The sequence below is a fragment of the Actinoplanes sp. NPDC023936 genome (assembly GCF_040639325.1).
In the GTDB taxonomy this organism is placed as follows: Bacteria; Actinomycetota; Actinomycetes; order Mycobacteriales; family Micromonosporaceae; genus Actinoplanes.
Genome location: NZ_JBEZZR010000012.1, coordinates 102,451 through 125,083 on the forward strand (window position 1 = coordinate 102,451; position 22,633 = coordinate 125,083).

The 22,633-nt window shown below is 70.1% G+C and carries 21 protein-coding genes; 10 read left to right on the forward strand and 11 right to left on the reverse strand.

Features of this window, described 5'->3' with window-relative positions; genetic code table 11:
- The first annotated feature begins 100 nt into the window (after nt 1-100).
- On the forward strand, nt 101-913 hold the full coding sequence (locus AB0F72_RS18225; RefSeq protein ID WP_360432120.1) for a hypothetical protein: 813 nt from the start codon (nt 101-103) through the stop codon (nt 911-913).
- Between the two features lie 34 nt (nt 914-947).
- Here the strand turns inward: AB0F72_RS18225 and AB0F72_RS18230 are convergent, their stop codons facing one another.
- Together AB0F72_RS18230 and AB0F72_RS18235 are read right to left on the reverse strand one after the other, a co-directional pair.
- Nucleotides 948-2,015, reverse strand: a complete 1,068-nt coding sequence (locus AB0F72_RS18230) for a substrate-binding domain-containing protein (RefSeq protein WP_360432123.1) — start codon at nt 2,013-2,015, stop codon at nt 948-950.
- An 84-nt stretch (nt 2,016-2,099) separates the two neighbouring features.
- Entirely contained in the window at nt 2,100-2,291 is a 192-nt protein-coding gene (locus tag AB0F72_RS18235) for a hypothetical protein (RefSeq protein ID WP_360432126.1), read from the reverse strand.
- A gap of 108 nt (nt 2,292-2,399) precedes the next feature.
- Between AB0F72_RS18235 and AB0F72_RS18240 the strand changes: the two genes are divergently transcribed.
- Both AB0F72_RS18240 and AB0F72_RS18245 read left to right on the forward strand, forming a co-directional pair.
- On the forward strand, nt 2,400-3,458 hold the full coding sequence (locus AB0F72_RS18240) for a lactonase family protein (RefSeq protein WP_360432129.1): 1,059 nt from the start codon (nt 2,400-2,402) through the stop codon (nt 3,456-3,458).
- Between the two features lie 323 nt (nt 3,459-3,781).
- A complete protein-coding gene (locus AB0F72_RS18245; protein ID WP_360432132.1) occupies nt 3,782-5,410 on the forward strand; it encodes a substrate-binding domain-containing protein in 1,629 nt (542 codons plus the stop codon).
- 765 nt (nt 5,411-6,175) lie between these two features.
- On the opposite strand, the gene AB0F72_RS18250 is transcribed toward AB0F72_RS18245, so the two are convergent.
- Entirely contained in the window at nt 6,176-7,330 is a 1,155-nt protein-coding gene (locus AB0F72_RS18250) for an ROK family protein (protein WP_360432135.1), read from the reverse strand.
- 74 nt (nt 7,331-7,404) lie between these two features.
- On the opposite strand from AB0F72_RS18250, the gene xylA reads away from it, so the two are divergent.
- The 6 genes from xylA to AB0F72_RS18280 all read left to right on the forward strand — a co-directional run bounded on the left by xylA (nt 7,405) and on the right by AB0F72_RS18280 (nt 15,516).
- Nucleotides 7,405-8,589, forward strand: a complete 1,185-nt coding sequence (gene xylA, locus AB0F72_RS18255; RefSeq protein ID WP_360432138.1) for a xylose isomerase — start codon at nt 7,405-7,407, stop codon at nt 8,587-8,589.
- A gap of 2 nt (nt 8,590-8,591) precedes the next feature.
- Nucleotides 8,592-9,992, forward strand: a complete 1,401-nt coding sequence (gene xylB, locus AB0F72_RS18260; RefSeq protein WP_360432141.1) for a xylulokinase — start codon at nt 8,592-8,594, stop codon at nt 9,990-9,992.
- Nucleotides 9,993-10,100: 108 nt separating this feature from the next.
- Complete coding sequence (locus AB0F72_RS18265; protein ID WP_360432144.1) at nt 10,101-11,531, forward strand: pectinesterase family protein; 1,431 nt, start codon at nt 10,101-10,103, stop codon at nt 11,529-11,531.
- Nucleotides 11,532-11,533: 2 nt separating this feature from the next.
- A complete protein-coding gene (locus tag AB0F72_RS18270) occupies nt 11,534-13,009 on the forward strand; it encodes an RICIN domain-containing protein (protein WP_360432147.1) in 1,476 nt (491 codons plus the stop codon).
- 164 nt (nt 13,010-13,173) lie between these two features.
- Nucleotides 13,174-13,980, forward strand: a complete 807-nt coding sequence (locus AB0F72_RS18275; RefSeq protein WP_360432150.1) for an SGNH/GDSL hydrolase family protein — start codon at nt 13,174-13,176, stop codon at nt 13,978-13,980.
- Nucleotides 13,981-14,049: 69 nt separating this feature from the next.
- Nucleotides 14,050-15,516, forward strand: coding sequence for an MFS transporter (locus AB0F72_RS18280; RefSeq protein ID WP_360432430.1), 1,467 nt, complete (start codon nt 14,050-14,052; stop codon nt 15,514-15,516).
- Here the strand turns inward: AB0F72_RS18280 and AB0F72_RS18285 are convergent.
- The 7 genes from AB0F72_RS18285 to AB0F72_RS18315 all read right to left on the reverse strand — a co-directional run bounded on the left by AB0F72_RS18285 (nt 15,424) and on the right by AB0F72_RS18315 (nt 20,779).
- The gene (locus AB0F72_RS18285; RefSeq protein WP_360432153.1) at nt 15,424-17,049 is read right to left on the reverse strand and encodes a glycoside hydrolase family 13 protein; all 1,626 of its coding nucleotides are present in this window, start codon (nt 17,047-17,049) and stop codon (nt 15,424-15,426) included. The genes AB0F72_RS18280 and AB0F72_RS18285 overlap by 93 nt on opposite strands.
- Nucleotides 17,050-17,075: 26 nt before the next feature.
- Nucleotides 17,076-17,795 (reverse strand): HD domain-containing protein, encoded by a 720-nt coding sequence (locus AB0F72_RS18290; RefSeq protein ID WP_360432156.1) that lies wholly within the window; start codon nt 17,793-17,795, stop codon nt 17,076-17,078.
- 42 nt (nt 17,796-17,837) lie between these two features.
- Complete coding sequence (locus tag AB0F72_RS18295; protein ID WP_360432159.1) at nt 17,838-18,836, reverse strand: MHYT domain-containing protein; 999 nt, start codon at nt 18,834-18,836, stop codon at nt 17,838-17,840.
- 180 nt (nt 18,837-19,016) lie between these two features.
- On the reverse strand, nt 19,017-19,163 hold the full coding sequence (locus AB0F72_RS18300) for a GPGG-motif small membrane protein (RefSeq protein ID WP_172666564.1): 147 nt from the start codon (nt 19,161-19,163) through the stop codon (nt 19,017-19,019).
- Between the two features lie 44 nt (nt 19,164-19,207).
- Complete coding sequence (locus tag AB0F72_RS18305) at nt 19,208-19,951, reverse strand: metallophosphoesterase (protein ID WP_360432162.1); 744 nt, start codon at nt 19,949-19,951, stop codon at nt 19,208-19,210.
- On the reverse strand, nt 19,948-20,196 hold the full coding sequence (locus tag AB0F72_RS18310) for a hypothetical protein (protein ID WP_360432165.1): 249 nt from the start codon (nt 20,194-20,196) through the stop codon (nt 19,948-19,950). The genes AB0F72_RS18305 and AB0F72_RS18310 overlap by 4 nt, the downstream gene beginning before the upstream one ends.
- A gap of 1 nt (nt 20,197) precedes the next feature.
- Nucleotides 20,198-20,779 (reverse strand): nucleotidyltransferase family protein, encoded by a 582-nt coding sequence (locus tag AB0F72_RS18315; RefSeq protein ID WP_360432168.1) that lies wholly within the window; start codon nt 20,777-20,779, stop codon nt 20,198-20,200.
- Between the two features lie 141 nt (nt 20,780-20,920).
- On the opposite strand from AB0F72_RS18315, the gene AB0F72_RS18320 reads away from it, so the two are divergent.
- Entirely contained in the window at nt 20,921-21,664 is a 744-nt protein-coding gene (locus tag AB0F72_RS18320) for a thymidylate kinase (RefSeq protein WP_360432171.1), read from the forward strand.
- A gap of 17 nt (nt 21,665-21,681) precedes the next feature.
- On the opposite strand, the gene AB0F72_RS18325 is transcribed toward AB0F72_RS18320, so the two are convergent.
- A complete protein-coding gene (locus AB0F72_RS18325) occupies nt 21,682-22,371 on the reverse strand; it encodes an SDR family NAD(P)-dependent oxidoreductase (protein WP_360432174.1) in 690 nt (229 codons plus the stop codon).
- Between the last annotated feature and the right edge of the window lie 262 nt (nt 22,372-22,633).

Here is a 22,633-nt window from a genome sequence, read left to right on the forward strand (position 1 = left end):
GCGGACGGCAGCGGAACCGCAGCCGGCAGCAGCATAGCCGCAGCGCATCGGCAGTGGTGACCACGAGTCTCGGGGCAGCACACCGATGAAAGGACATGCCATGACCCGCACCCGACGCCTCGTCGCCGGAACCCTGATGATCGCCGGCACCGCCCTGACCGCCGGCACTGCCCTGACCGCCTGCGGTGCGGCCGGCACCGATGCCGCGACCACGGCGCAGAGCCCGGCGCCGACCGCGAGCGAGACGATCCTGAACGCGATGCCGGACACCGCGACGCCGGCCTACCACTACGCGATCAAGGGCGGCACGCAGCCGTTCTCCGGCGTGATCGATCCGGCCGGCAAGGCGCTGACCGCCGAGATCTCGGAGAAGGTGCCGGACACCCCGATCACGTTGTCGATGAAGTTCCTCGTGGTCGAGGAGAAGATCTGGACGAAGGTCGCGTTCACCGGCGCGACAGCGGACATGGGTCTGCCGAAGCTGCCGAAGAAGTGGATGGTCCTGGACCCGGCGAAGACCGGCGACTCGGACTTCGCTGATCTCAAGTACAGCGAGGCGGAACTCGACCCGGGTTACGTGGGGGCGCTGGTGCGGGCCGCCGACGGTCTCAAGGAGACCTCCCCGGGCCACTTCACCGGCACCACCGACCTGACGAGGAGCACCGAGGCCGGGATCGTCGAGGAGAAGACCCTGACCGCGCTCGGCGACAAGGCCACGGCCGTCCCGCTGGAGGTGGTCGTCGACGGCGAGGGCCGCGTCTCCACGGCGACCGTGCGGATCCCGGCGGCCGGCAAGGTCAAGGCCGGTACGTACGCGGTCACCTACGACAGGTACGGATCGGCTGACGCGCTGACCGCCCCGGAGGACGCGGTGAAGGCCCCGGCCGCGGCGTACGACCTGCTGAAGGGCTGAGCTGTCGCCGAGAGCGGCGGGCCGGCGGCGCGGATCAGACGGGGGTCCGCGGCGCCGGCCCGCTGCTGTCGCGTACCACCAGCTCGGTCGGCAGCATGATGTGCGGCACCGGCCCGGCCACGCCGCCCCGGGAGCGCCGGATCGCCTCGGCCAGCGCGGCCGCGGCGGCCTGCCCTTTCGCCACCACGTCCTGGCGCACGGTGGTCAGCGCCGGCTGCATCCGCACGGCGTCCGGCCCGTCGTCGAACCCGACGATCGACAGGTCCTCCGGAACCCGCAGGTGGAGGTCCTCGGCTGCCTGGCGGACCCCCACCGCCGTGGTGTCGGAGAAGCACAGGAACGCGGTCGGCCGATCCTCGGCGGAGAGCAGGGTGCGTGCGTCCCGCCGTACATCCTCGGTCTTCTCCAGAGGGTGACGGAGGAACGCGGGCTTGATGCCCGCGGGTTCCAGGACGTCGGACCAGCCGAGCCGCCGCTGGTGGGAGGCGTGGCCCTCGACCAGCGTCGACGGGTCCGCGATGAAGCCGTGCCGGCCGTTCTCACCGTTCATCGCGATGGCGAACCGCCGGTGGCCGAGGTCGACCAGGTGCTGGGCGGCGGCGCGGGCGCCCGCGCGGTCGGCGATGTTGACGCTCGCCACGTCGTCCACGCGGTCCTGGTCGACGAAGACCATCGGCAGGTTGCGCCGGCGCAGCCAGGAGACGGCCGGCGAGGTGGGATCGCAGGAGTAGACCACCGCGCCGTCGATAGCGACGTCGCGCGCGGGCACGACGTCACCGGCGGCCGCGGACGTGAGCAGGGTGATCGCCAGGCCGGTCGGCGCGAGCTCCCCGGCGATGGCGGCCAGGAACCGACCGGCGACCAGGTCGGTGAAGGCGTATCGCAGCGAGTCGGTGAGCAGGATGCCGACCGCGCCGGTGGTGCCCTTGGCGAGGGCGCGGGCGGTCGGGTCGGGACCGACGTATCCGAGGTCCTGCGCGGCGGCGAGGATCCGCTCGCGCAGGGCGGGGGAGAGCTGGTCGGGGCGGGAGAACGCGTTGGACACCGTCATCCGGCTCACGCCGACCCGGTCGGCGATGGTCTGCAGCGTCACCCTGGGCATGTCCACACGGTATCCCCGGGAACCGGGATCGCCTCTCATCGGACGGTGACGGAAGGCGATCCCGGTCCCGGTGGCGAGGAAAGATCAGGCTGGGCGGTGGCCGGCGGGGGCCACCGCGCAGGACGCGCGGTAGAGAGCGTTGGCGAGCGAGATCCGCAACCGCGGCGTACGGGCGGCGGGCTCGGCGGCCGCCACGACGGGTGCGTCCGGCCGGGCGCTCAGGACCTCACGGGTCATGTCCTGGACGCCACGGAGGTACGCGGCAGGTAGTTCCATGACTTGCCTCCTGTTTCGGTCTGTACCGGTACAGTAGCCAGTGCATCTGTACCGGTCAAGAAGGCGAGGCAAACGGACGGGGACGCTTCGGTGTGATGGGATCGGACCATGGTCTCCAGCGCGGAATACGTCTTCGTCGGCTGCTACACCGGTGACAAGGGAGGTGAGGGCGACGGCATCACGCTGCTCCGCCGCGACCCGGCCACCGGTGATCTGACCCGGCTCGGGCTGGCGGCGCGCACCCCGTCGCCGTCCTTCCTCGCGCAGCATCCGACCCTTCCGGTCCTCTACGCGGTGAACGAACTGGACCAGGGCACGATCACCGCCTTCTCGGTCGCGCCGGACTGCTCGCTGATCCCGCTCGGGGTGCAGAGCACCGGCGGCGCCGACCCGTGTCATCTGGCGGTGACCGGCGACGGCCGGCACCTGGTGGCGGCGAACTACGGCAGCGGATCGGTCGCGGTCTTCCCGCTGGACGCCGACGGCGTCCCGGCCGGGCGCAGTGATGTGCTCCAGCTCCAGGGTTCCGGTCCGAACGCGGAGCGCCAGTCCAGTCCGCACGCGCACCAGGTCGTCCCGGACCCGAACGGCGCCGACGTGCTCATCTCCGACCTGGGCTCGGACCGGGTGTGGCGCTCCCGGCTGGACCCGGTGTCCGGGCGCCTGTCGCTGCCCGACCCGGCGGTGGAGGCGAAGCCGGGCACCGGCCCGCGTCACCTGGTGCGCTCGACCGGCGGCACGCTTCTGCTCGCCGGCGAGCTGAGCGGCGACGTGAGCTGGTACCGGCCGGCCGGTGGGCCGACCCTCGCGTTGTCCGGCGCGGTCGCCGCCAGCCAGTCGTCGGGGGCCGTCCACCCATCGGAGATCGCCATTCGCACCGATGGCAGGCACGTCTATGTGGCTAACCGGGGACCGGACACCGTTTCCGCGTTCTCCTGGGACGGCGAGTCGCTCACCCTGATCGCCGAGGTGCCCACCGGAGGGGTGTGGCCGCGGCACATGGTTCTGCTCGGGGATCACCTGTACGTAGCCAATCAGCGTTCACACAACGTGACCGTTTTCCGCGTGGACCCGGACACCGGAATTCCCGGTTCGCAAGGTGAGCCGACCGGTGAGCCCAGCCCCACCTGTCTGCTGCGCTGGAATCCTCCGGTGATCAGGCCATAGGCGAGATCGGTCAGGCAGGCACGTCCGTGATCTTTTCCCGCAAATCCGGCGTGCCTGGACCGGAAGTCGATACTGATCGAGACGGAGTCGTCACGCAGAGTGTTACCTAGATAGGGAAACGCCAATCTGAGTAATTTTCGTCCGAACGTATATGGCATTCGGCTTCCGGGCTCGACACTATGGAGCGCGTGTCTGGCCGCCATCGTAGAAACTTCAACGCAAAGGGAGCGGGCGTCGTCGGAGGTGCGATGGCGATAGTCGTCGTAATTGCGGGGACGTGGCTCGGCTATCAGCAGTTAGCGGACTCCGCTTGCACCGGATCCGTGCGACTGACGGTTGCCGCCGCTCCCGAAATCGCGCCCGCCGTCCAGCAGATCGCTCAGCAGTGGACGGCTGGCGGAGCCGAGGTCTCCGGGACGTGCGTCGCTGTCGACGTCGCCGACGAGAACCCCGCCGACATCGCCGGCGCGGTCTCCCGCGACCACGACGTGGCCCTCGCCGGCCTGGGCACCGCACCGGAGTCGGTCGCGGTTCCCGATGTGTGGCTGCCGGATTCGTCGACCTGGCTGCTGCGCCTGCAGCAGGAGGCCCCCGGCTTCAAGCCGACGAAGGTCGCCTCGGTCGCGCAGAGCCCACTCGTCCTCGCGATGCCCGAGCCGGTGGCGAAGAACTTCGGCTGGCCCGACAAGAAGATGGCGTGGAAGGACCTGCTCGCCCAGTTCGGCACGGAGAGCACGCTCCAGGTCGGCATCGTCGACCCGACGCGTGACGCGGCCGGTCTGACCAGCCTGCTCTCGGTCGGCCTCAACGCCGGCACCACCCAGGAGGGCAAGCTCAAGAAGGTGCAGGTGCTGACCGCGCTCGCCGAGAACCGGTCCGCGCTGCGGGAGGAGCTGCTCCAGCAGTTCCCGAAATCGACCGACGCCAACGACCTGGGCAACAGCCTGCAGGCCGCGCCGCTGTCCGAGGAGGACGTGGTGGCGTACAACGCGCAGCGTCCCGCGGTCCAGCTCAGCGCGCTCTACATGGAGCCGGCGTCGCAGCCCCTCGACTACCCCTACGCGGTGATGCCGCAGGTGGTGGACACCCAGAAGGCGGCCGCCGCCGACGCTCTGCTCGCCCAGCTGGCCGGCTCCGGCTTCAAGGACAACCTGGCCACGGTGGGCCTGCGCGCGCCGGACGGCACCTACGGCTCGGGCTTCCAGGCCCCGGTCGGCGCGCCGGCCGCCTCGCCTGCGGTGAAATCGCCGAGCGGCACCGAGGGTGGTGGCAAGGCCGCGTCCGGCGTCAGCGGCAAGGAGCTGAGCCAGGCGGTCGGTTCCTGGGTGGCGACCACCCTGCCCGGCCGGGTGCTGGCGGTCTTCGACGTCTCCGGCTCGATGGACAAGGCCGTGCCGTCGGCCGGTGGCGCGACACGTGCCCAGGTGACCCAGGAAGCGGCGCGCGGCGGTCTGGCGCTGTTCAACAACAAGTGGGCGGTCGGCGTCTGGCGCTTCTCCACCAAGCTGGACGGCAACCGGCCCTACAAGGAGCTCGTGCCGATCACGCCGCTCACCTCGGGCCGGCAGCGGCTGCAGGAGTCGATCAACGACCTCGACCCGGTTCCGGCGGGCAACACCGGTCTCTACGACACGGTTCTCGCGGCGTACCAGGAAGTCCAGAAAAACTGGAAGGCCGGCCGCAGCAACTCGGTCATCCTCTTCACCGACGGCGAGAACGAGAACGAGGACGGCCTGGAGCAGGGCGAGTTCCTGGACCAGCTCCAGAAGGCCGTCGACCCGAAGAAACCGGTCCGCCTCGTGCTGATCGGCATCGGCAACGAGGTCAACAAGGCCGAGCTCGACAAGATCTCCGCAACGGTCAAGGGCAGCGGCGTCTTCGTCGCCGAGGACCCGGCCCAGATCAGCGACATCTTCCTCGAGGCAATCGGCACCCGAACCGGCGCCAGCTGATCCCCACGCACTCCGAGCGACCGCCGTCCATCCGGGCGGCGGTCGTTCTTTTTCAGACATGTACGGAAATAGCCGCCCCTGCCGGGCCGACCCCGTCACCGTGAGTCCACGCGACCCCCTGCCGTCCCCAGGCCGTCCGGCGACTTCCGCTACCGCTGCAACGCAGGCCCGAATGCCCGCCCGGCGAGGCACGCCGCTAGCCATCGGCCCCCGCGCTGCGTTCCCGCCGCTGTCGGCCCCCGCGCTGCGTTCCCGCCGCTGTCGGCCACCGCGCCACGTTCCCGCCGCTGTCGCGGTGGCTCCGCGCGGGCTCCTGCTCCGCCGCGATCTTGGCAACTCAGGGTCGCCCCCCGCCCGGCGTCCGCCGAGTTGCCAAGATCGGGGCCGAGGACGTGGTGAGGGCACACACAACGCCATCGTGAGCTTCCACCTGTGCCAGGACCAAGACGCGGTCACACGCACCGCTTCGGTGTGCTCTCATCCACGCGCCGGAACCGCATCGTGTGCCCCTGACCCCGTCGCAGCGCGGACAAGCAACCAGCCGCGTTGATCACATGCGTGGGCTACGGCTCGGTGGGTCGAGCCGTAGGTGGGGGCGGTTATCCGGGCGTGGTCACGGGCGTGAGCTACGGCGGGGTGTCGCGAGCCGTAGCCGGCGCAGGTTATGGGCGGGCGTGGTTACCAGCTACGGCCCGGGATGTCTCGACGCCACCTGGCGTCGGCGGCCACCCCGGGAATCGAACGTCACTCACCGGCGGGAGGGCGTCAGCGGCGGAGCCAGGCTGCCGGGTCGTCGCGTACCGCGCGGATCACCGTGTCTGCGGCGCCCCGCATCGCGGCGTCGGCGCCCAGCGCGGCCGGGCGCAGGGCGACCGGAGCGAGGCCTGAGGTCAGCACCCGGCGGGTGAGTTCCTCCTCGATCCCGGCGCGCAGTTCGGCGAAGAGCGGAGCGTAGGCGCCGCCGAGCACGATCACCGGCACGTCGAGCAGGTTGACGACGGCGGCCAGTGCGATGCCGAGGGCGGCCGCGGCCAGGGGCTCGTCGCCGGTCAGGGCCTCCTGGCCGGCGTACTGCTCCAGGCAGCCCCGCGCGCCGCACCGGCACGGCCGGCCGTCGGGGTAGACGGTGACGTGCCCGATCTCGCCGCTCCAGCCGCGCACGCCCCGGTAGAGCTCGCCGTCGAGGACCAGCCCGGCGCCGATGCCGACTTCGCCGGAGACGTACAAGAACGTCGGGCGGCCGCCGGCGCTGAGAAATGTCGGGTCACCTCCGGCGACCAGCAGTTCGCCGAGCGCCGCCAGGTTGGCCTCGTTGTCCACGCTGATCGGCAGGTCGGCCAGCTCGGGGACGGCGCGCAGCAGGGCCGGCGCGTTGACGTCCTGCCAGCCGAGGTTGGGCGCGACCCGGACCAGGCCGTCGCCGGCGACCAGGCCGGGGACGGCGAGGGCGGCCCCGGCGACGATCAGCCCGTCGGCTTCGGCGGCCAGCCGGGCCCGAGCGGCGAGGCGGCCGAGGGCCTCCAGTGAGCCGGCGGCGTCGGAGCGGCGCTGGTCGGCGTGCTCGACGAACCGCTGGCGGACGCTGCCGGTGAGGTCGACCACGCAGGCCGCCAAGTAGTCGACGTTGATCTCGCAGCCCAGCCCGGCCGGACCGGCGGCACTGAGCGCGAGACCGACGGCGGGGCGGCCGGCGCCGGTGCGGGGCGGCGGGTCGAGCTCGGTGAGCAGACCGCCGGCCACGAGGTCGTCGACGAGTGCGGAAACGGTGGCCCGGGTGAGCCCGGTGACGGCCGCAACTCCCGCGCGAGAGAGCCGATCTGTGCTGTTTGCCACGGTATGCAGCACCAGCGCGAGATTATGGGCTCGCACGCTCGACTGCCGGACGGGGGCACTGGAACGAGAAGTCAGGCGGGCCGTCACGCCCTTGACAATGCCACACCCTCGGCAAATAATTCAACCAATAAACAAATCAACCGCGTTTCCCGGAGGTAACCGTGTCGGTCCAGGCCACACGCGAAGACAAGTTCTCCTTCGGTCTCTGGACCGTTGGCTGGCAGGCTCGTGACGCGTTCGGTGACGCCACGCGCACGGCCCTCGACCCGGTCGAGGCCGTGCACAAGCTCGCCGAGATCGGCGCTTACGGCATCACCTTCCACGACGACGACCTGGTGCCCTTCGGCTCGGACGCCCAGACCCGCGACGGCATCATCGCGGGCTTCAAGAAGGCGCTCGACGAGACCGGCCTGATCGTCCCGATGGTGACCACCAACCTCTTCACCCACCCGGTGTTCAAGGACGGCGGCTTCACCAGCAACGACCGCTCCGTGCGGCGTTACGCGATCCGCAAGGTGCTGCGCCAGATGGACCTCGGCGCCGAGCTGGGCGCGAAGACGCTCGTGCTCTGGGGCGGCCGCGAGGGTGCCGAGTACGACTCGGCCAAGGACGTCAGCGCCGCCCTCGACCGCTACCGCGAGGCGCTCAACCTGCTCGCGCAGTACTCCGAGGACCGCGGTTACGGCCTGCGCTTCGCCATCGAGCCGAAGCCGAACGAGCCCCGCGGCGACATTCTGCTCCCGACCGCCGGCCACGCCATCGCCTTCACCCAGGAGCTGGAGCGTCCGGAGCTGTTCGGCATCAACCCGGAGACCGGCCACGAGCAGATGGCCGGCCTCAACTTCACCCACGGCATCGCCCAGGCGCTGTGGCACAAGAAGCTGTTCCACATCGACCTGAACGGTCAGCACGGCCCGAAGTTCGACCAGGACCTGGTCTTCGGCCACGGTGACCTGCTCAACGCGTTCTCGCTGGTCGACCTCCTGGAGAACGGACCCGACGGCGCCCCGGCGTACGACGGCCCCCGGCACTTCGACTACAAGCCGTCCCGCACCGAGGACTACGACGGCGTCTGGGAGTCGGCGAAGGCCAACATCCGGATGTACCTGCTGCTCAAGGAGCGGGCCAAGGCGTTCCGCGCCGACCCCGAGGTGCAGGAGGCGCTCGCCGCCAGCAAGGTCGCCGAGCTCACGACCCCGACCCTGAACCCGGGTGAGGGCTACGCCGAGCTGCTCGCCGACCGCAGCGCGTTCGAGGACTACGACGCCGACGCCGTGGGCGCCAAGGGCTTCGGCTTCGTCAAGCTGAACCAGCTCGCGATCGAGCACCTGCTCGGAGCCCGCTGACCATGGCATTGATAGCCGGGATCGACAGCTCGACCCAGTCCTGCAAGGTCGTGATCCGCGACGCCGAGACCGGCGAGCTGGTCCGGCAGGGCCGGGCGAGCCATCCGGACGGCACCGAGGTGCATCCGGACGCCTGGTGGTCCGCGCTGCAGTCCGCGATCGAGGAGGCGGGCGGTCTCGACGACGTCGCCGCCGCCTCGGTCGCCGGGCAGCAGCACGGCATGGTCGCGCTGGACGATAACGGTGAGGTGGTCCGCCCGGCGCTGCTGTGGAACGACACCCGCAGCGCCGGCGCGGCCGCCGACCTGATCGCCGAGCTGGGCGGCGGGGAGAAGTGGGCGGAAGCGGTCGGTATCGTGCCGGTCGCCAGCTTCACCCTCACCAAGCTGCGCTGGCTGGCCCGGCACGAGCCGGAGAACGCGGCCCGGGTCGCCGCGGTCTGCCTGCCGCATGACTGGCTGACCTGGAAGCTGTCCGGCTCGACCGACATCGCGGACATCAAGACCGACCGCAGCGACGCCAGCGGCACCCTCTACTGGTCCGCGAAGACCAACGAGTACCGGATGGATCTGCTGGAGCTCGGCTTCGGCCGTACCCTCGCAGTTCCTGAGGTTCTCGGACCGACCGGCATCGCCGGTCGCCTGCCGAACGGCGCGCCGCTCGGTCCGGGCGCCGGTGACAACGCGGCGGCCGCCCTGGGCACCGGCGCGCTGCCCGGCGACGTGATCGTGTCGATCGGCACGTCCGGCACGGTCTTCGTCTCGTCGGACGTCGCGCCGATCGACCCGACCGGCACGGTGGCCGGCTTCGCCGACACCACCGGGCGGTTCCTGCCGATCGTGGTGACGCTCAACGCGGCCCGGGTGCTCGACGCGGCCGCCAAGCTGCTCGGCGTGGATCACGACGAGCTGTCCCGGCTCGCGCTGTCCGCCCCGGCGGGCGCCGACGGGCTGGTCCTGGTGCCGTACCTGGAGGGTGAGCGGACCCCGAACCGGCCGGACGCCACCGGCGCGATCCACGGGCTGACGCTCAAGACCTCGGACCCGGCGCACCTGGCCCGGGCCGCCGTCGAGGGGATGCTCTGCGCCCTCGCCGACGGTCTGGACGCGCTCGTCGCGCACGGCGCCGAGGCCAACCGGATCGTGCTGGTCGGTGGCGGTGCGCGCAGCGAGGCGGTCCGCCGCATCGCGCCCGCCCTGTTCGGCAAGCCGGTGCTGGTCCCGCCGCCCGGTGAGTACGTCGCCGACGGCGCGGCCCGCCAGGCCGCGTGGGTCACTCGCGGCGGGGACACTCCGCCGGCGTGGTCGGCGGCCAGCCCCGAGGTGTACGAGGACAAGCCCGTCCCGTTGATCCGGGAGCAGTACGCGGCAGCCCAGAACGCCGTGATCGACCGCACCCGCTGACAGGTTTCCCGGCCGGCTCTCGATAAAAAATCAAGAGCCGGCCGAAAACTTGTTGTCCCCTCGCCACCGCGGCATCTACATGGCATCCCCATGTAGGAAGGACCCGCAGTGGCAGAGAGAAGATCTCGCAAGCGGACCGTGCTCGGCTTCGCGGCCGCGCTGCTCGTACCCGCCGGACTCGTCGGCTGGGCCGTGCTCCCGTCCAACGCCGCGGCCGCCCCAGCCGCCGGCGTGACGTACACGCTTGCGGTGAAGAAGAGCGGCAAGTGCGTCGATGTGCCGGCCGCGTCGAAGGACAACGGTGCGTTGTTGCAGCAGTGGGGTTGTGCCGCGAATGCGGCGTGGCAGCAGTTCAAGCTGGTGGCGTCGGGGAGCAACTTCCTGATCCAGAACGTCAGCAGTGGTAAGTGCATTGATGTGCCGGGTGGTTCCAAGACCTCGGGGCAGCGGTTGCAGCAGTGGGGTTGCGCGAGCGGGCAGACCAACCAGCAGTGGAAGCTGACCGCGTCGGGCACTGACACGTTCCAGATCATCAATGTGAACAGCGGTCTGTGTGTCTCGGATCAGGGGGCGTCGACGGCGAACGGCGCGTCGATCATCCAGGAGACGTGCACCGCGAACTCCAACAAGCAGTGGGCGTTCACCCCGGTCAGCGGATCGAGCACCGGAAGCTTCACTGTCGCTGCCGACGGCTCGGGCAAGTACCGGACCGTCCAGGCCGCGATCGACGCCGTCGCCGCGAACAACACCGCCCGGCAGACGATCACCATCAAGCCCGGCACCTACCGGGAGATCGTCACGGTCCCGTCGAACAAGCCGTTCATCACGCTCAAGGGTGGCGGTGACTCGTCGGACGACGTGGTGATCGTCAACAACCGCAGCAACGCCGGTGGCTACGGCACGTCGGGCAGCGCCACGCTCTTCGCGGGCGGCAAGGAGTTCAACGCCGCCAACCTGACGATCGCGAACGACTACGGCGAGGGCAGCCAGGCGGTGGCGGCCAACCTGAACGCCGACAAGCTGATCTTCGACAACGTCCGGTTCCTCGGCGCCCAGGACACGCTGCTCGTCAACAGCGGCCGGTCGTACGTCAAGAACTCGTATGTCGAGGGCACTGTCGACTTCATCTTCGGTGGCGGCACCGCGGTCTTCAACGCCACGAAGATCTACCAGAAGCGCAGCAGCGGCGGACCGATCACCGCGGCCCGGACCGACGCGGGCAACCCGTACGGCTTCCTGATCTACAAGTCGACGGTGACCGGCGCGACGAACAACACCACGCAGCTCGGCCGCCCGTGGGGCGCCGACGCGCAGGTGCTGTACCGCGAGACCAGCCTGAGCGCCACGATCAAGACCGCGCAGCCGTGGACCGACATGTCGTCGAACTCGTGGCAGAACGCCCGGTTCTTCGAGTACGCGAACACCGGCGCGGGCGCGACCACGAACGGCAACCGCCCGCAGATGAGCGCGTCGACCGCTGCCAACTACACCCCGCAGAAGTACCTCGCGGGCTCGGACAACTGGAACCCGGTGGGTTGATCATGAACTTTTCCAAGAAGCGTGCCGCTCTGACGGCCGTGGTGCTCGCGGTCCCCGCCGCTGTCGTCGGCTGGGCCGTGCTGCCCTCCAACGCGGCGGCTGCCCCGGCCGCCGGCGGCACCTACCAGCTGGTCGTGAAGAAGAGCGGCAAGTGCGTCGATGTGCCGGCCGCGTCGAAGGACAACGGTGCGTTGTTGCAGCAGTGGGGTTGTGCCGCGAATGCGGCGTGGCAGCAGTTCAAGCTGGTGGCGTCGGGGAGCAACTTCCTGATCCAGAACGTCAGCAGTGGTAAGTGCATTGATGTGCCGGGTGGTTCCAAGACCTCGGGGCAGCGGTTGCAGCAGTGGGGTTGCGCGAGCGGGCAGACCAACCAGCAGTGGAAGCTGACCGCGTCGGGCACTGACACGTTCCAGATCATCAATGTGAACAGCGGTCTGTGTGTCTCGGATCAGGGGGCGTCGACGGCGAACGGCGCGTCGATCATCCAGGAGACGTGCACCGCGAACTCCAACAAGCAGTGGGCGTTCACCCCGGTCACCGGCGCGACGGTGGCGCCGACCGCGTCGTCGAGCGGCCGGACCTGGGCCTCGACGCCGGACGGCTTCGCATCGACCGGCGGCGGCACCACGGGCGGCGCGGCCGGCACGACGGTCACCGTGAAGACCCTCGCCGACCTGACCAGGTACGTCACGGCCACCGAGCCCTACGTGATCAAGGTGGCCGGCGCCATCACGATCACCCCGAAGGGCACCGAGCTCAAGGTCAAGTCGAACAAGACCATCGTCGGCGTCGGGACCAGCGGTGAGATCGTCGGCGGCGGCTTCTTCCTGGGTACGGGGGTGAAGAACGTCATCATCCGGAACCTCACCATCCGGGACACCCAGATGACCGAGGACGACCCGGACGACAAGGACTACGACTACGACGCCATCCAGATGGACACCGCCGACCACATCTGGATCGACCACAACAAGATCACGCGGATGAACGACGGCATGATCGACAGCCGGAAGGACACCACGTACCTGACCGTGTCCTGGAACCTGCTGGACACCGGTAACAAGGCGTTCGGCATCGGCTGGACCGAGAACGTGACCGCGCGGATGACGATCCACCACAACTGGATCAGGAACACCAACCAGCGGAACCCCAGCACCGACAACGTGGCGCTCGCCCACCTCTACAACAACTACATGCAGAACATCACCTCGTACGGCAACCTGTCGCGCGGCAGCACCAAGATGGTTCTGGAGAACAGCTACTTCGACAAGGTCGCCAACCCGTACAACGTCGACGACCTGACGAAGGGCCAGCTCAAGCAGAGCGGCAGCATCGTGAGGAACTCCACCGGCAAGCAGGTGACAAACGGGTCCGCCTTCAACCCGAAGAGTTACTACGCGTACACCCTGGACGCGGCAGCGGACGTCCCCGCGCTGCTCGCCAAGTACGCCGGGCCGCAGGCCAACATCGGCAACTGATCCGGAGCAGGGAAGGAGGACGGCGCTGCCACGGGCGGCGCCGTTCTCGGTACCTATACCGAAAGGTGGAGACGGAACCCGCCTGTGGACAGATCCGGCCGAGGGTGGTGGGCCGACAGAATCTCCCTGTCGGAAGATCAACCACCTTCGGAGGTACCCCACTCATGCGTCGCTGGATCAAAGCGCTCGCCGTCGCCGGAGCCTCGGTCACGGCAGTCGTCGCCACCATGCCGGCCGCCCACGCGGCCACGGCGCGCGACTACGAGGCCATCGGCGACTCGTACGCGTCCGGCCTCGGCTCCGGCAATTTCGTCGACAACGCCTGCCTCCGCACCGACGCGTCGTACTCGCGCTTCTGGCTGAGCCGCAAGGGCCGTGCCTCCTTCGGCTCGGTCGCGAACCGGGCGTGCAGCGGCGCGACCACGGCTGCGGTGCGCACCAAGCAGCTCGGCAACCTGGACGCGAACACCGGATGGGTCACGATCAGCGCCGGTGGCAACGACGTCGGGTTCACCTCGGCCATCTCCACCTGTGTGATCTCCTCGGAGGCGGCCTGCAGCACCGCCGTCCAGGCCGCGATCACCAAGGCCAACACGCAGCTCCCGGGCTCGTTCAACCAGCTCTTCACGGCGGTCCGGGCCAAGGCGCCGAACGCCCGGGTGTACGTGCTCGGCTACCCGCGCCTGCTCGCCGCCGCCACCTCGACGGTGAACTGCGGCACGCTGACCCCCGCCAAGCGAGCGGTGATCAACCACGCGGCCGACGTGCTGGCCGACGTGACCCGGAACAGCACGACGGGCCGCACCGGCTTCACCTTCGTCGACAGCCGCGCCCGGTTCGCCGGCCACGAGGCGTGCACCGCCACTCCCTGGATGCAGGGCCTGCGGATGGACGCGCCGGCGAAGTCCTTCCACCCCAATGTCTCCGGCCACAAGCAGTACGCGGACCTGCTTCTCTCGGTGACCGGCTGACGGCGCCCGGAGACCGAGCCGGCGGAACGGGGTTGGCGTGGCCGGGTAGCGGATACCCTCTACCGCGTGATGGGCAGGGGTGGGACCGTGCACCGCGCCTACAGCGTGGTGGTGTTCGTGATCCTGGCCGCGCTCGACAACGTCGCCATCGGCATCGTCCCCCCGCTCTACAGCAGCATCGGCACGGACCTCGGCGTCAGTGAGGGGCACATCGCGCTGGCGACCACTGCCATGTTCCTGATCAGCGCGGTGGCGGCGATCGGCTTCGCGTACGTCGGGGACCGTACCGACCGTAAACCGGTGCTCGTGGCCGGCACCGCGATCTGGGTGCTCGGCACCGCCTGGTCCGGCCTGGCCGGCAGCTATCCGTCGTTCCTCACCGCGCAGGTGGTCGCGGCGTTCGGTCTCGGCGGGGTGGCGTCGGTCAGCTTCGCCGTGGTGAGCGACCTGATCTCACCGCGCCGGCGGGGACTGGTGATGAGTTTCTGGGGTCTGTCGCAGGGCGTCGGCACCCTAGCGGGCACGCTCGTCGGCGGCATTCTCGGACACGACGACTGGCGCCGGCCGTTCCTGGTGACCGCGGCGGCTGGCGTGCTCGCCACCTGCGCGTACCTGTTCACCTACAACGTGCCGCGGGGCGAGAGCCAGCCCGAGCTGGCGGGCGTCGACTACGACGAGCGGATCCATCATGAGGATCTTCCGGTCATCCTGCGACGCCGTACCAATGTGTGGTTGATCCTGCAGGGCGGCACCGCGCAGATAGCGTTCGGCTCGCTGGTCTGGCTGCCGATCCTGTTCCGGGCGCGGGCCGAGGATCAGGGGTACTCGGCGGGCACGGCGGTGCTGGTCGGCAGCGTCTTCGCGACGATCTTCCAGCTGGGCGCGGCGCTGTCGATCCTCGGCGGGCTGGCCGGCGACCGGTTGCAGCGGCGCACCCCGCGCGGCCGCGCCCTCGTCGCCTCGGTCGGCGTGCTCGCCGCGGTGCCCTTCTACGTGGTGCTCTTCTTCGTCCCGATGGAGATCACCGTGACCGACGGCGCGGCCACCGGCACGCTGATCCGTGAGGTCCTGGTGAACGTGGTGACCGAGCCGACCGTCGCGGCCTGCCTCGCCATCGCCGTGTTCGCGCTGATGCTGACGTCGGCGAACTCGCCGAACTGGTTCGCGATGATCGCCGACGTGAACCCGCCGCAGCACCGCGGCACCGTCTACAGCCTCGGCAACCTTGTCAACGGCGTCGGCCGGGCCGGCGGCAACGCGCTGGTCGGGGTCGCGTTCCGGGGGCTGGCCGGAGCGTTCCCGCCGCCGCTGAACTACGCGGTGGGGCTGGCCGCCTTCCAGTTCTTCTTCATCCCGACCGGCATCATGTACTGGCTGGCCAGCAGGACGGTGGCGGCGGACATGGCCGACACGCACAACGCCCTGCTGGCCGTGGCGGCCGAATCAGACGAGCGCCCAGACGGTGACGTCGAGCGGGACCCGGCCCTCGGCGTCCAGGGGCTCGCTGGACAGCAGGACTCGGGCGCCGGCCGGTAGGGCCACCGGCTCGGCACCGAAGTTGGTGACCACGAGCAGCCCGCCGTTGCGGAACGCGAGCGAGCTCTCCCCGGTGTCCGCCCACGCCAGCGAGCCGGAGCCGAGCGCGTGCTCACGCCGGGCGGCGAGCGCCGACCGGTACAGCTCGTACGTCGAACCGGGCACGTCGGCCTGCCGGTCCAGCGCGTACTCCGCCCAGACCGCCGGCTGCGGCAGCCAGCTCGCGTCCGAGGGGCCGAACCCGTAGGACGGGGCGTCCGCCTCCCACGGGATCGGGACCCGGCAGCCGTCCCGGCCCTTCTCGGCGTGACCCGACCGCTCCCAGGCCGGGTCCTCGCGGACCTCGTCGGGCAGCGTGGTGTGCTCCGGGAGCCCGAGCTCCTCACCCTGGTACAGGTAGGCCGAGCCGGGCAGGCCGAGCATCAGCAGCGTGGCGGCGCGGGCCCGGCGCAGGCCGAGGGCGACGTCCGGCTGCGGGTCGTCGGCGCCGATGCCGGGCTTGCGCGGCTCGCCGGCCGGGAAACCGAGCCGGGAGGCGTGCCGCACCACGTCGTGGTTCGACAGCACCCAGGTGGTGGTCGCGCCGACCGTGGCGTTGGCGGCGAGCGACGAGTCGATGATCGCGCGGAGCTCGGCCGGCTTCCAGGGCGCCTCCAGGTACGGGAAGTTGAACGCCTGGTGCATCTCGTCGGGCCGCACGTACCGGGCCAGCCGCTCCTCGGGCTGTACCCAGGCCTCGGCGACCAGGATCCGGCCGCCCGGGTACTCGTCGAGGACGGCCCGCCACTGCCGGTAGATCTCGTGCACGCCCTCCTGGTCCCACATGGGCGGCGGTGGGCCGACCGGCTCCAGGCCGCCGAGCACCGTCGCCGGGCTGGTCCAGTCGGTCAGCTCGGCGTCCTTGATCAGGCCGTGCGCCACGTCCACCCGGAAACCGTCGACGCCCCGGTCCAGCCAGAACCGCAGGATGTCGAGGAACTCGGCGCGGACCTCCGGGTGGTCCCAGTTCAGGTCGGGCTGCGAGACGTCGAACAGGTGCAGGTACCACTGGCCGTCGTCCAGGCGCTGCCACGCGGAGCCACCGAACACGCTCTGCCACGAGTTGGGCGGCTCGCTGCCGTCCGGCCCCTTGCCGTCGCGGAAGATGTAGCGCTCGCGCTCCGGGCTGCCCGGCGCCGAGCGCAGCGCGGCCTGGAACCAGACGTGGTCGCTGGAGGTGTGGTTCGGCACCAGATCCACGATGATCTTGAGGTCGAGCTCGTGTGCGGTGGTGATCAGCTTGTCGGCGTCGCCGAGCGAGCCGAACCGCGGGTCGACGCCCCGGTAGTCGGCGACGTCGTACCCGGCGTCGTGCTGCGGACTCGGGTAGAACGGCGAGAGCCACACGGCGTCGACGCCGAGCCGGCGGAGCTGAGGCAGGCGCGCGGTGATACCGGGCAGGTCGCCCATGCCGTCACCGTTCGAGTCGGCGAACGAGCGTGGGTAGATCTGGTAAATGACGGCGTCACGCCACCAGGCTTCTGTGGAGGGCATGCGCCCAGGTTAGGCGGCGGCCCCGGTCAGACGTCCAGAATGGCCGCGAATCGCTCCTCGGCCAGGTCGAGCTGATCGAGGATGTGCTCCTTGGCCTGGGTGGAGAGCGGAGTGTCCGGCCGGCCGACGAGTTCCCGCAGCGTAGGCACGAGAGGGCGGTACTTCGTCGCGGCCCGGAACGCCTTGTCCAGGCTCGTGTGGATGACACCCACGCCGTTGTCGGTGAAGTCCGAGATCTTGATCACTCGCGCCCACGGATCTCGATCCAGGTTCTCCGTCACGTGCTCCCGGTACTGCTCGTGGCGGTCCCGTGCCGGGTCGTACTCCGGGTTGGTGACCGAGCGGACGAGGTCGGCGACCCGGCAGTTGAACCGGCGGGCCAGCACGGTGAGCGCCGCCTCGGTGGCCTCCGGGTACGGGGTGGCCGCCGGCACGCCGCCCAGCTCGGCCGGGTGGTCCTCGACCGCGTCGTGCAGCAGCGCCGCGATCAGCACGTCGGTGTCCCGCACCCCGTAGTACTTGATGATCCGGATGGCGACCCGGAGCAGATGGTTCAGGTACGGCTCGCGGACCCGCCGGTCGCCGGAGTGCAGAGTGGCGGCCAGGTCCAGCGCATCGGTCAGCTTCTCTCGGTCGGCATCGGGGAAGGACTCCAGTTCGAGAGCGAACCGGTCGCGTAACCCGGCCTCGCCGTACACCTCCGTGATCGCGTGCAGTGGCATCGAGAGCAGCATCCGTGGTGCCATGCCGATCAGATATACCCGATCAGAGCCGTTCGCGGGTTTCGCTCAGCCCCCGGACGTGGCGGGTGGCACGACAGCCGGCGGGGCGGCGGGCCCCGCGGGAGTGACTTCCGGTGCGGCGGTTGCCGCCGGAGTGGGACGGGGCGAGGGGCGCGGGCCCGGGGACGGTCGGGTGCCGGCGGCGGCGCGGCCGGACACCACGGCGCGGGCGGCCGGGGAGAGCCGCACGGCGCCCATCGAGGTTCCCTTCCGGGACCAGGGCTGCGGGTTCTCCGCGTGCACGCCGCGTTTCGGCGTGCCGGCGCCGTCGGTGAACTCCTCCTCGGTCATCGCCTGCAGGGCGCTCAGCGCGACCCCGATGATCGTGGCAGCGGTGATCACGGTGATCGGGACGAGCATGGTGAGCGGGCGGATGCCGCCGGGCGCGGTGCCGGCCGGGTCCAGCTCGATCGACATGGCGGCCATCCCGGTGTAGTGCATGCCACAGACCGCCACGGCCATCACCGCTGCGGCGCCGGTGATCCGCGACCAGCCGCGGACCGAGACGGCGAACCAGAGCGCCACAGTGCTGGCCGCGAGCGCGATCGCCGCCGACGCGATCACCAGCGCGGGGGAGTAGTGGATGGTGGCCGCGATCCGCATGCCCTCCATGCCGGTGTAGTGCATCGCGATCACGCCGCTGCCGGTCAGGGCGCCGGCCGTGAGGATCCGGCCGGTGCTGCGCTTGCCATGTCCGACCACGATCAGCCCGACGCCGACGGTCAGCACCGCGAAGGCGAGGCTGAGCAGGGTCAGCGTGAGGTCGTACCGGACCGGGCTGTCCGGGACGTCGAAGCCCAGCATCGCGGAGAAGTGCATCAGCCAGATGCCGCCGCCACCGATCGCGAAGGCCGCGATCACCAGCCAGCGGTTGCGCCGGCCCCGGCTGTGCGCGTCACGCGCCCGTCCGGTGCAGAGCAGCCCGAGGAACGATCCGAGAAACGCCAGGAGATAGGCGGCTATCGGATTGAACGCCCCATAGGTGAAGTGATGCACGTGAGCCACTGGTTACCTCGCGGAAGTCGGCGATCGTCCGCGGGGGATTCAGTCAGAAATCAGCGACCGTGCATCGCACCTCATGTGCGTCGGCAAACCAAAGAGAACCGGGACCACCGTCGCCCAGTCCCAGGTGGACGAGGCGGCGGCGATCCCGGTTCGCGGTGAGGGCCGTGTCAGACCACGGCGTCATACATTGAAGATGCTGACACCGCCGGGGCCGACGAGCAGACCGACGATGATCAGGACGACCCCCCAGAGGATCTGCCGCCGGAACAGCGCGAGGATGCCGGCGACCACGAGAATTACGGCGAGAATCCAAAGCAGAAGAGCCATGTCCATCCGATACCCGAAGCCGGGAAATCGAAAACCTGTGATCCTCAGACGTGGGCGAGCTCGGTGTCGACCGATTCGGACAACAGCTGGTACACGTTGTACGCCTGCTTGATCACCGGGTGCGCCACGTTGCGGACGGGCACGCCGCCGGCCGTGCGGCCGCGCTCCGAGCCGTGGTGCGCGTGCCCGTGCAGGGCGAGCGCGGTCGGCGCCGAGTCGATCGCCTGCCCGAGCTGGTAACAGCCGAGGAAGGGGTAGATCTCCAGCGGCTCGCCGACGAGCGTCTCCGGCACCGGCGCGTAATGGGTGAGCGCGACGAGCGCGTCACACTGGACCGAGCGCAGGGCCTCGCCGAGCCGAGCCGAGAGGTCCTCGGTGGTGCCGACGAAATCCTTCATCTCCCGCTCGCCGAAGTTGCTCGCGCACGCACCGGCGAAGCCGCCGCCGAACCCCTTGGTGCCGGCGATGCCGAGCCGGTGCCCGCGGATCTCCAGTACGGTCGCCGAGCACTCCAGCACGGTGATGCCGGCGTCGGTGAGCGTCTTGGTGACGTCGTCCTGCAGGTCGCTCTGATGGTCGTGGTTGCCGAGCACCACCACGACCGGCACGGCGAGGCCGCCGAACTCCTCCGCGAAGCAGCGGGCCTCCTCCACGGTGCCGTGCCGGGTGAGGTCACCGGCGATGAGCAGCGCGTCGGCCCGCTCGGGAAGCTCCTCGAGAGCGGGCCGGTACCGGCCGACCACGTCCTTGTCCACGTGGACGTCGCCCACGGCAGCGATCCGGATCATGAAATCTCCTCCACCTCGCTGGGCGCCTGGGCCCGGGTGATGCCGATGTCACAGGTGATATCGATATCCGGGAAGTGGTCGTTGAGCTGCCGGCAGATCTCGTCGCGGCGCTCCGCGCTCTCCACCTCCCCGCCGAGGACGATCTCGTGCTCCCGGCGCTGGACCGTGATGCCCTGCTCGGCGATCCGGTCATGCTCGGTGAGCAATCGCTGGATCTCGGCCTCCAGGTCGATCTGATGGGTCATCTCATCCCCCTACCCCAAGCTCGTGTGCCGGGAACGAGACGACGTCGAGCCGGTCGAGGAGCACGAAGAACGCGTCCGCGTACGGCGATTTGGCGGTCTCCCGGCGTACCCGGTCCCAATCGATCTGCTCGCGCAGCGAGCGGGCCACCGGAAGGCCGGTGGCGAAATTGCAGTAGTGCTGGCTGTAGCTGAGCAGCTTGTGAATCATCAGCTGGGTGGCGGAGAGCACCGGCATGTAGATCGCCTCGACCGAGATCTGATCGGTGTCCTGCAGCGTCTCGTCGGTGACCGGCGACTCCACCGGACGGTAGATCAGATCGGCCATCCGGCCCTCGTCATAAACCTTGACCAACCAGTCCTCGGGTGGCTGTTCGGTCTCGAATCCAACACTCGACAGCTCTTGCAGCGCCCGATCCTTGTCCTGTTCCCGGATCAGAAAGTCCACGTCGTGATCGCTGGAGTAACCCCCGCGCGCGTAGACCGCGAAGCTCCCGCCGAGCGCGAACGGGATGTCCGCGCCTTTGAGCGTGGACGCGACGCGCTTCAAGGTGACGGCCAATCCTTCGTCCACACGGTGTGGCATGGCGACCTCCTGGTCCCGTGTCCGGTCCGTGAACGACTACCCGGAGTCGCCCCACCTTGAACCCCCGAGGCCATTCTGGCCCGGCCCAGGTGTTCCGGGGTGCGAAACGGAACGTGCAGGCCGGAGCTACCGTAAGTTGGTATGGCTCTCCGCGAGAAGCAAACCGGCGTCCGGACCGTCGCCCTCATCGGCATCGACGGTTCCGGAAAGACGACTCAGGCGCACCGGCTGGCCGAGGAGCTGACCGCGGCCGGGATCCCAGCCGGGTACCGCCGTAACGCCGGCGGCCGGCACTGGGTGGGCCGGGTCGCCGGGCTGCTGGGCCGCGACGACGCGGAGGCGCTGGTCGGCCGCCGGGGGATGCTGGCGATCGAGTCGGTGCTGCGCTGGCTGGCGATCCTGCGCACGATGCTGCGCCGCACGGTCTCCCGGAAGATCGCGGTGATGGACCGGTACGCGTACTGCCAGTACGCGAGCCTGCGGGCCCGGGGCGCGCGACCGGCCGCCGAGCGTCGGGCCCGGCTCGCCTACCGGCTGTTCCCCGCGCCGGACGTCACGTTCCTGCTCGCTGTCGACCCGGCGGTCGCCCAGCAGCGGATCGACCGCCGCGGCTACGACCACGAGTCGATGGACTACCTGAACGCGGCGGACCGGGCCTACCGCTCGCTGCCGGAGTACACGAGCTTCGTGGTGATCGACGCGAACGGCACCCCGGACCAGGTCGCCGCCCAGATCCAGGCCGAGCTGGCCGCACGCCGGGCGCAGCAGGCCAGGGTGGTCCCGGCGCCGCGCCGGCGTCCGGTCGTGCGGGCGCTGGTGCTCGCGGCGGGACCGCTGCTCGCGGCGTTCGCGGTGCTCGGCTTCCAGCTGGCCGAGGTGTTCTGACCGGGCCCGGCCGGAAATCAGGCCTGGCCGTAAACCGGGATGCGGGCGCCGCTGGTCGGGGTGGAGGCGTCCGACGCCAGGAAGAGGATCACCTCGGCGATCTCCTCGGGCGCCACCCAGCGGCTGGCGTCGGCGGTGGGCTGAGCGGCTCGGTTCGCCGGGGTGTCGATGACGCTGGGCAGCACCGTGTTGGAGCGCACGCGCTGCTTCCTGTACTCGACAGCGACCGTCTCGGCCAGCGCCAGGACGGCGGCCTTGGAGGCGACGTAACCGGCCGCGCCGGGGAACGGCGCGACGGCTGCCCGCGACGACACGAAGACCACCGAGCCACCTCCGGCGGCCATCAGGTACGGCAGGGCGGCCGCCGTGGTGAGGTAGGCCGGCCGCAGGTTGGCGGCGAACATCGCCTCGAAATCCTCGACCGGGGTGTCGGCGATCAGCCCGCTTCCCCCGTACCCACCGGCGAGATTGACCACCGCCTTGAGCGGGGCGCCCTGGTCGCTCGCCGCCCGGCCGGCCGCGGCGGTGACCTGATCCGCGTTCGTGAGGTCCGCGTCCACGGCGATCGCGCCGGCCGGAAGCCGTCCGGCGGTCCCGGGCCGGACCGGTGCCACCACCCGCCACCCCGCCTCGAGAAACGCGGAGACGGTCGCGGCGCCCAGTGCGCCGGTCCCGCCCGTGATCAGAGCCGTACGCGTGTCCGTCATATGGCGAAGCTTGTCACACGACCGTGGCTGTGCTTTTGCTCACTGAACCCGCCCACCTGGCTGTCACCTGGGAATATTCGGCGCTCCTGCGGCGTCACCCGTGCGGGCGAGTGAACTGTGGCGCGGCGTGGCGCATTGTGACCGGTGGTCCCGAACGGCTCGGTGAGACGGGACTTCGCGGTGGCGTTTGTTTCAGGCCCGACGTCGACCGGCCGATGCTGCACATGAACCCGGCGAGTGCGATTCCCGTACTTGGGGGTGA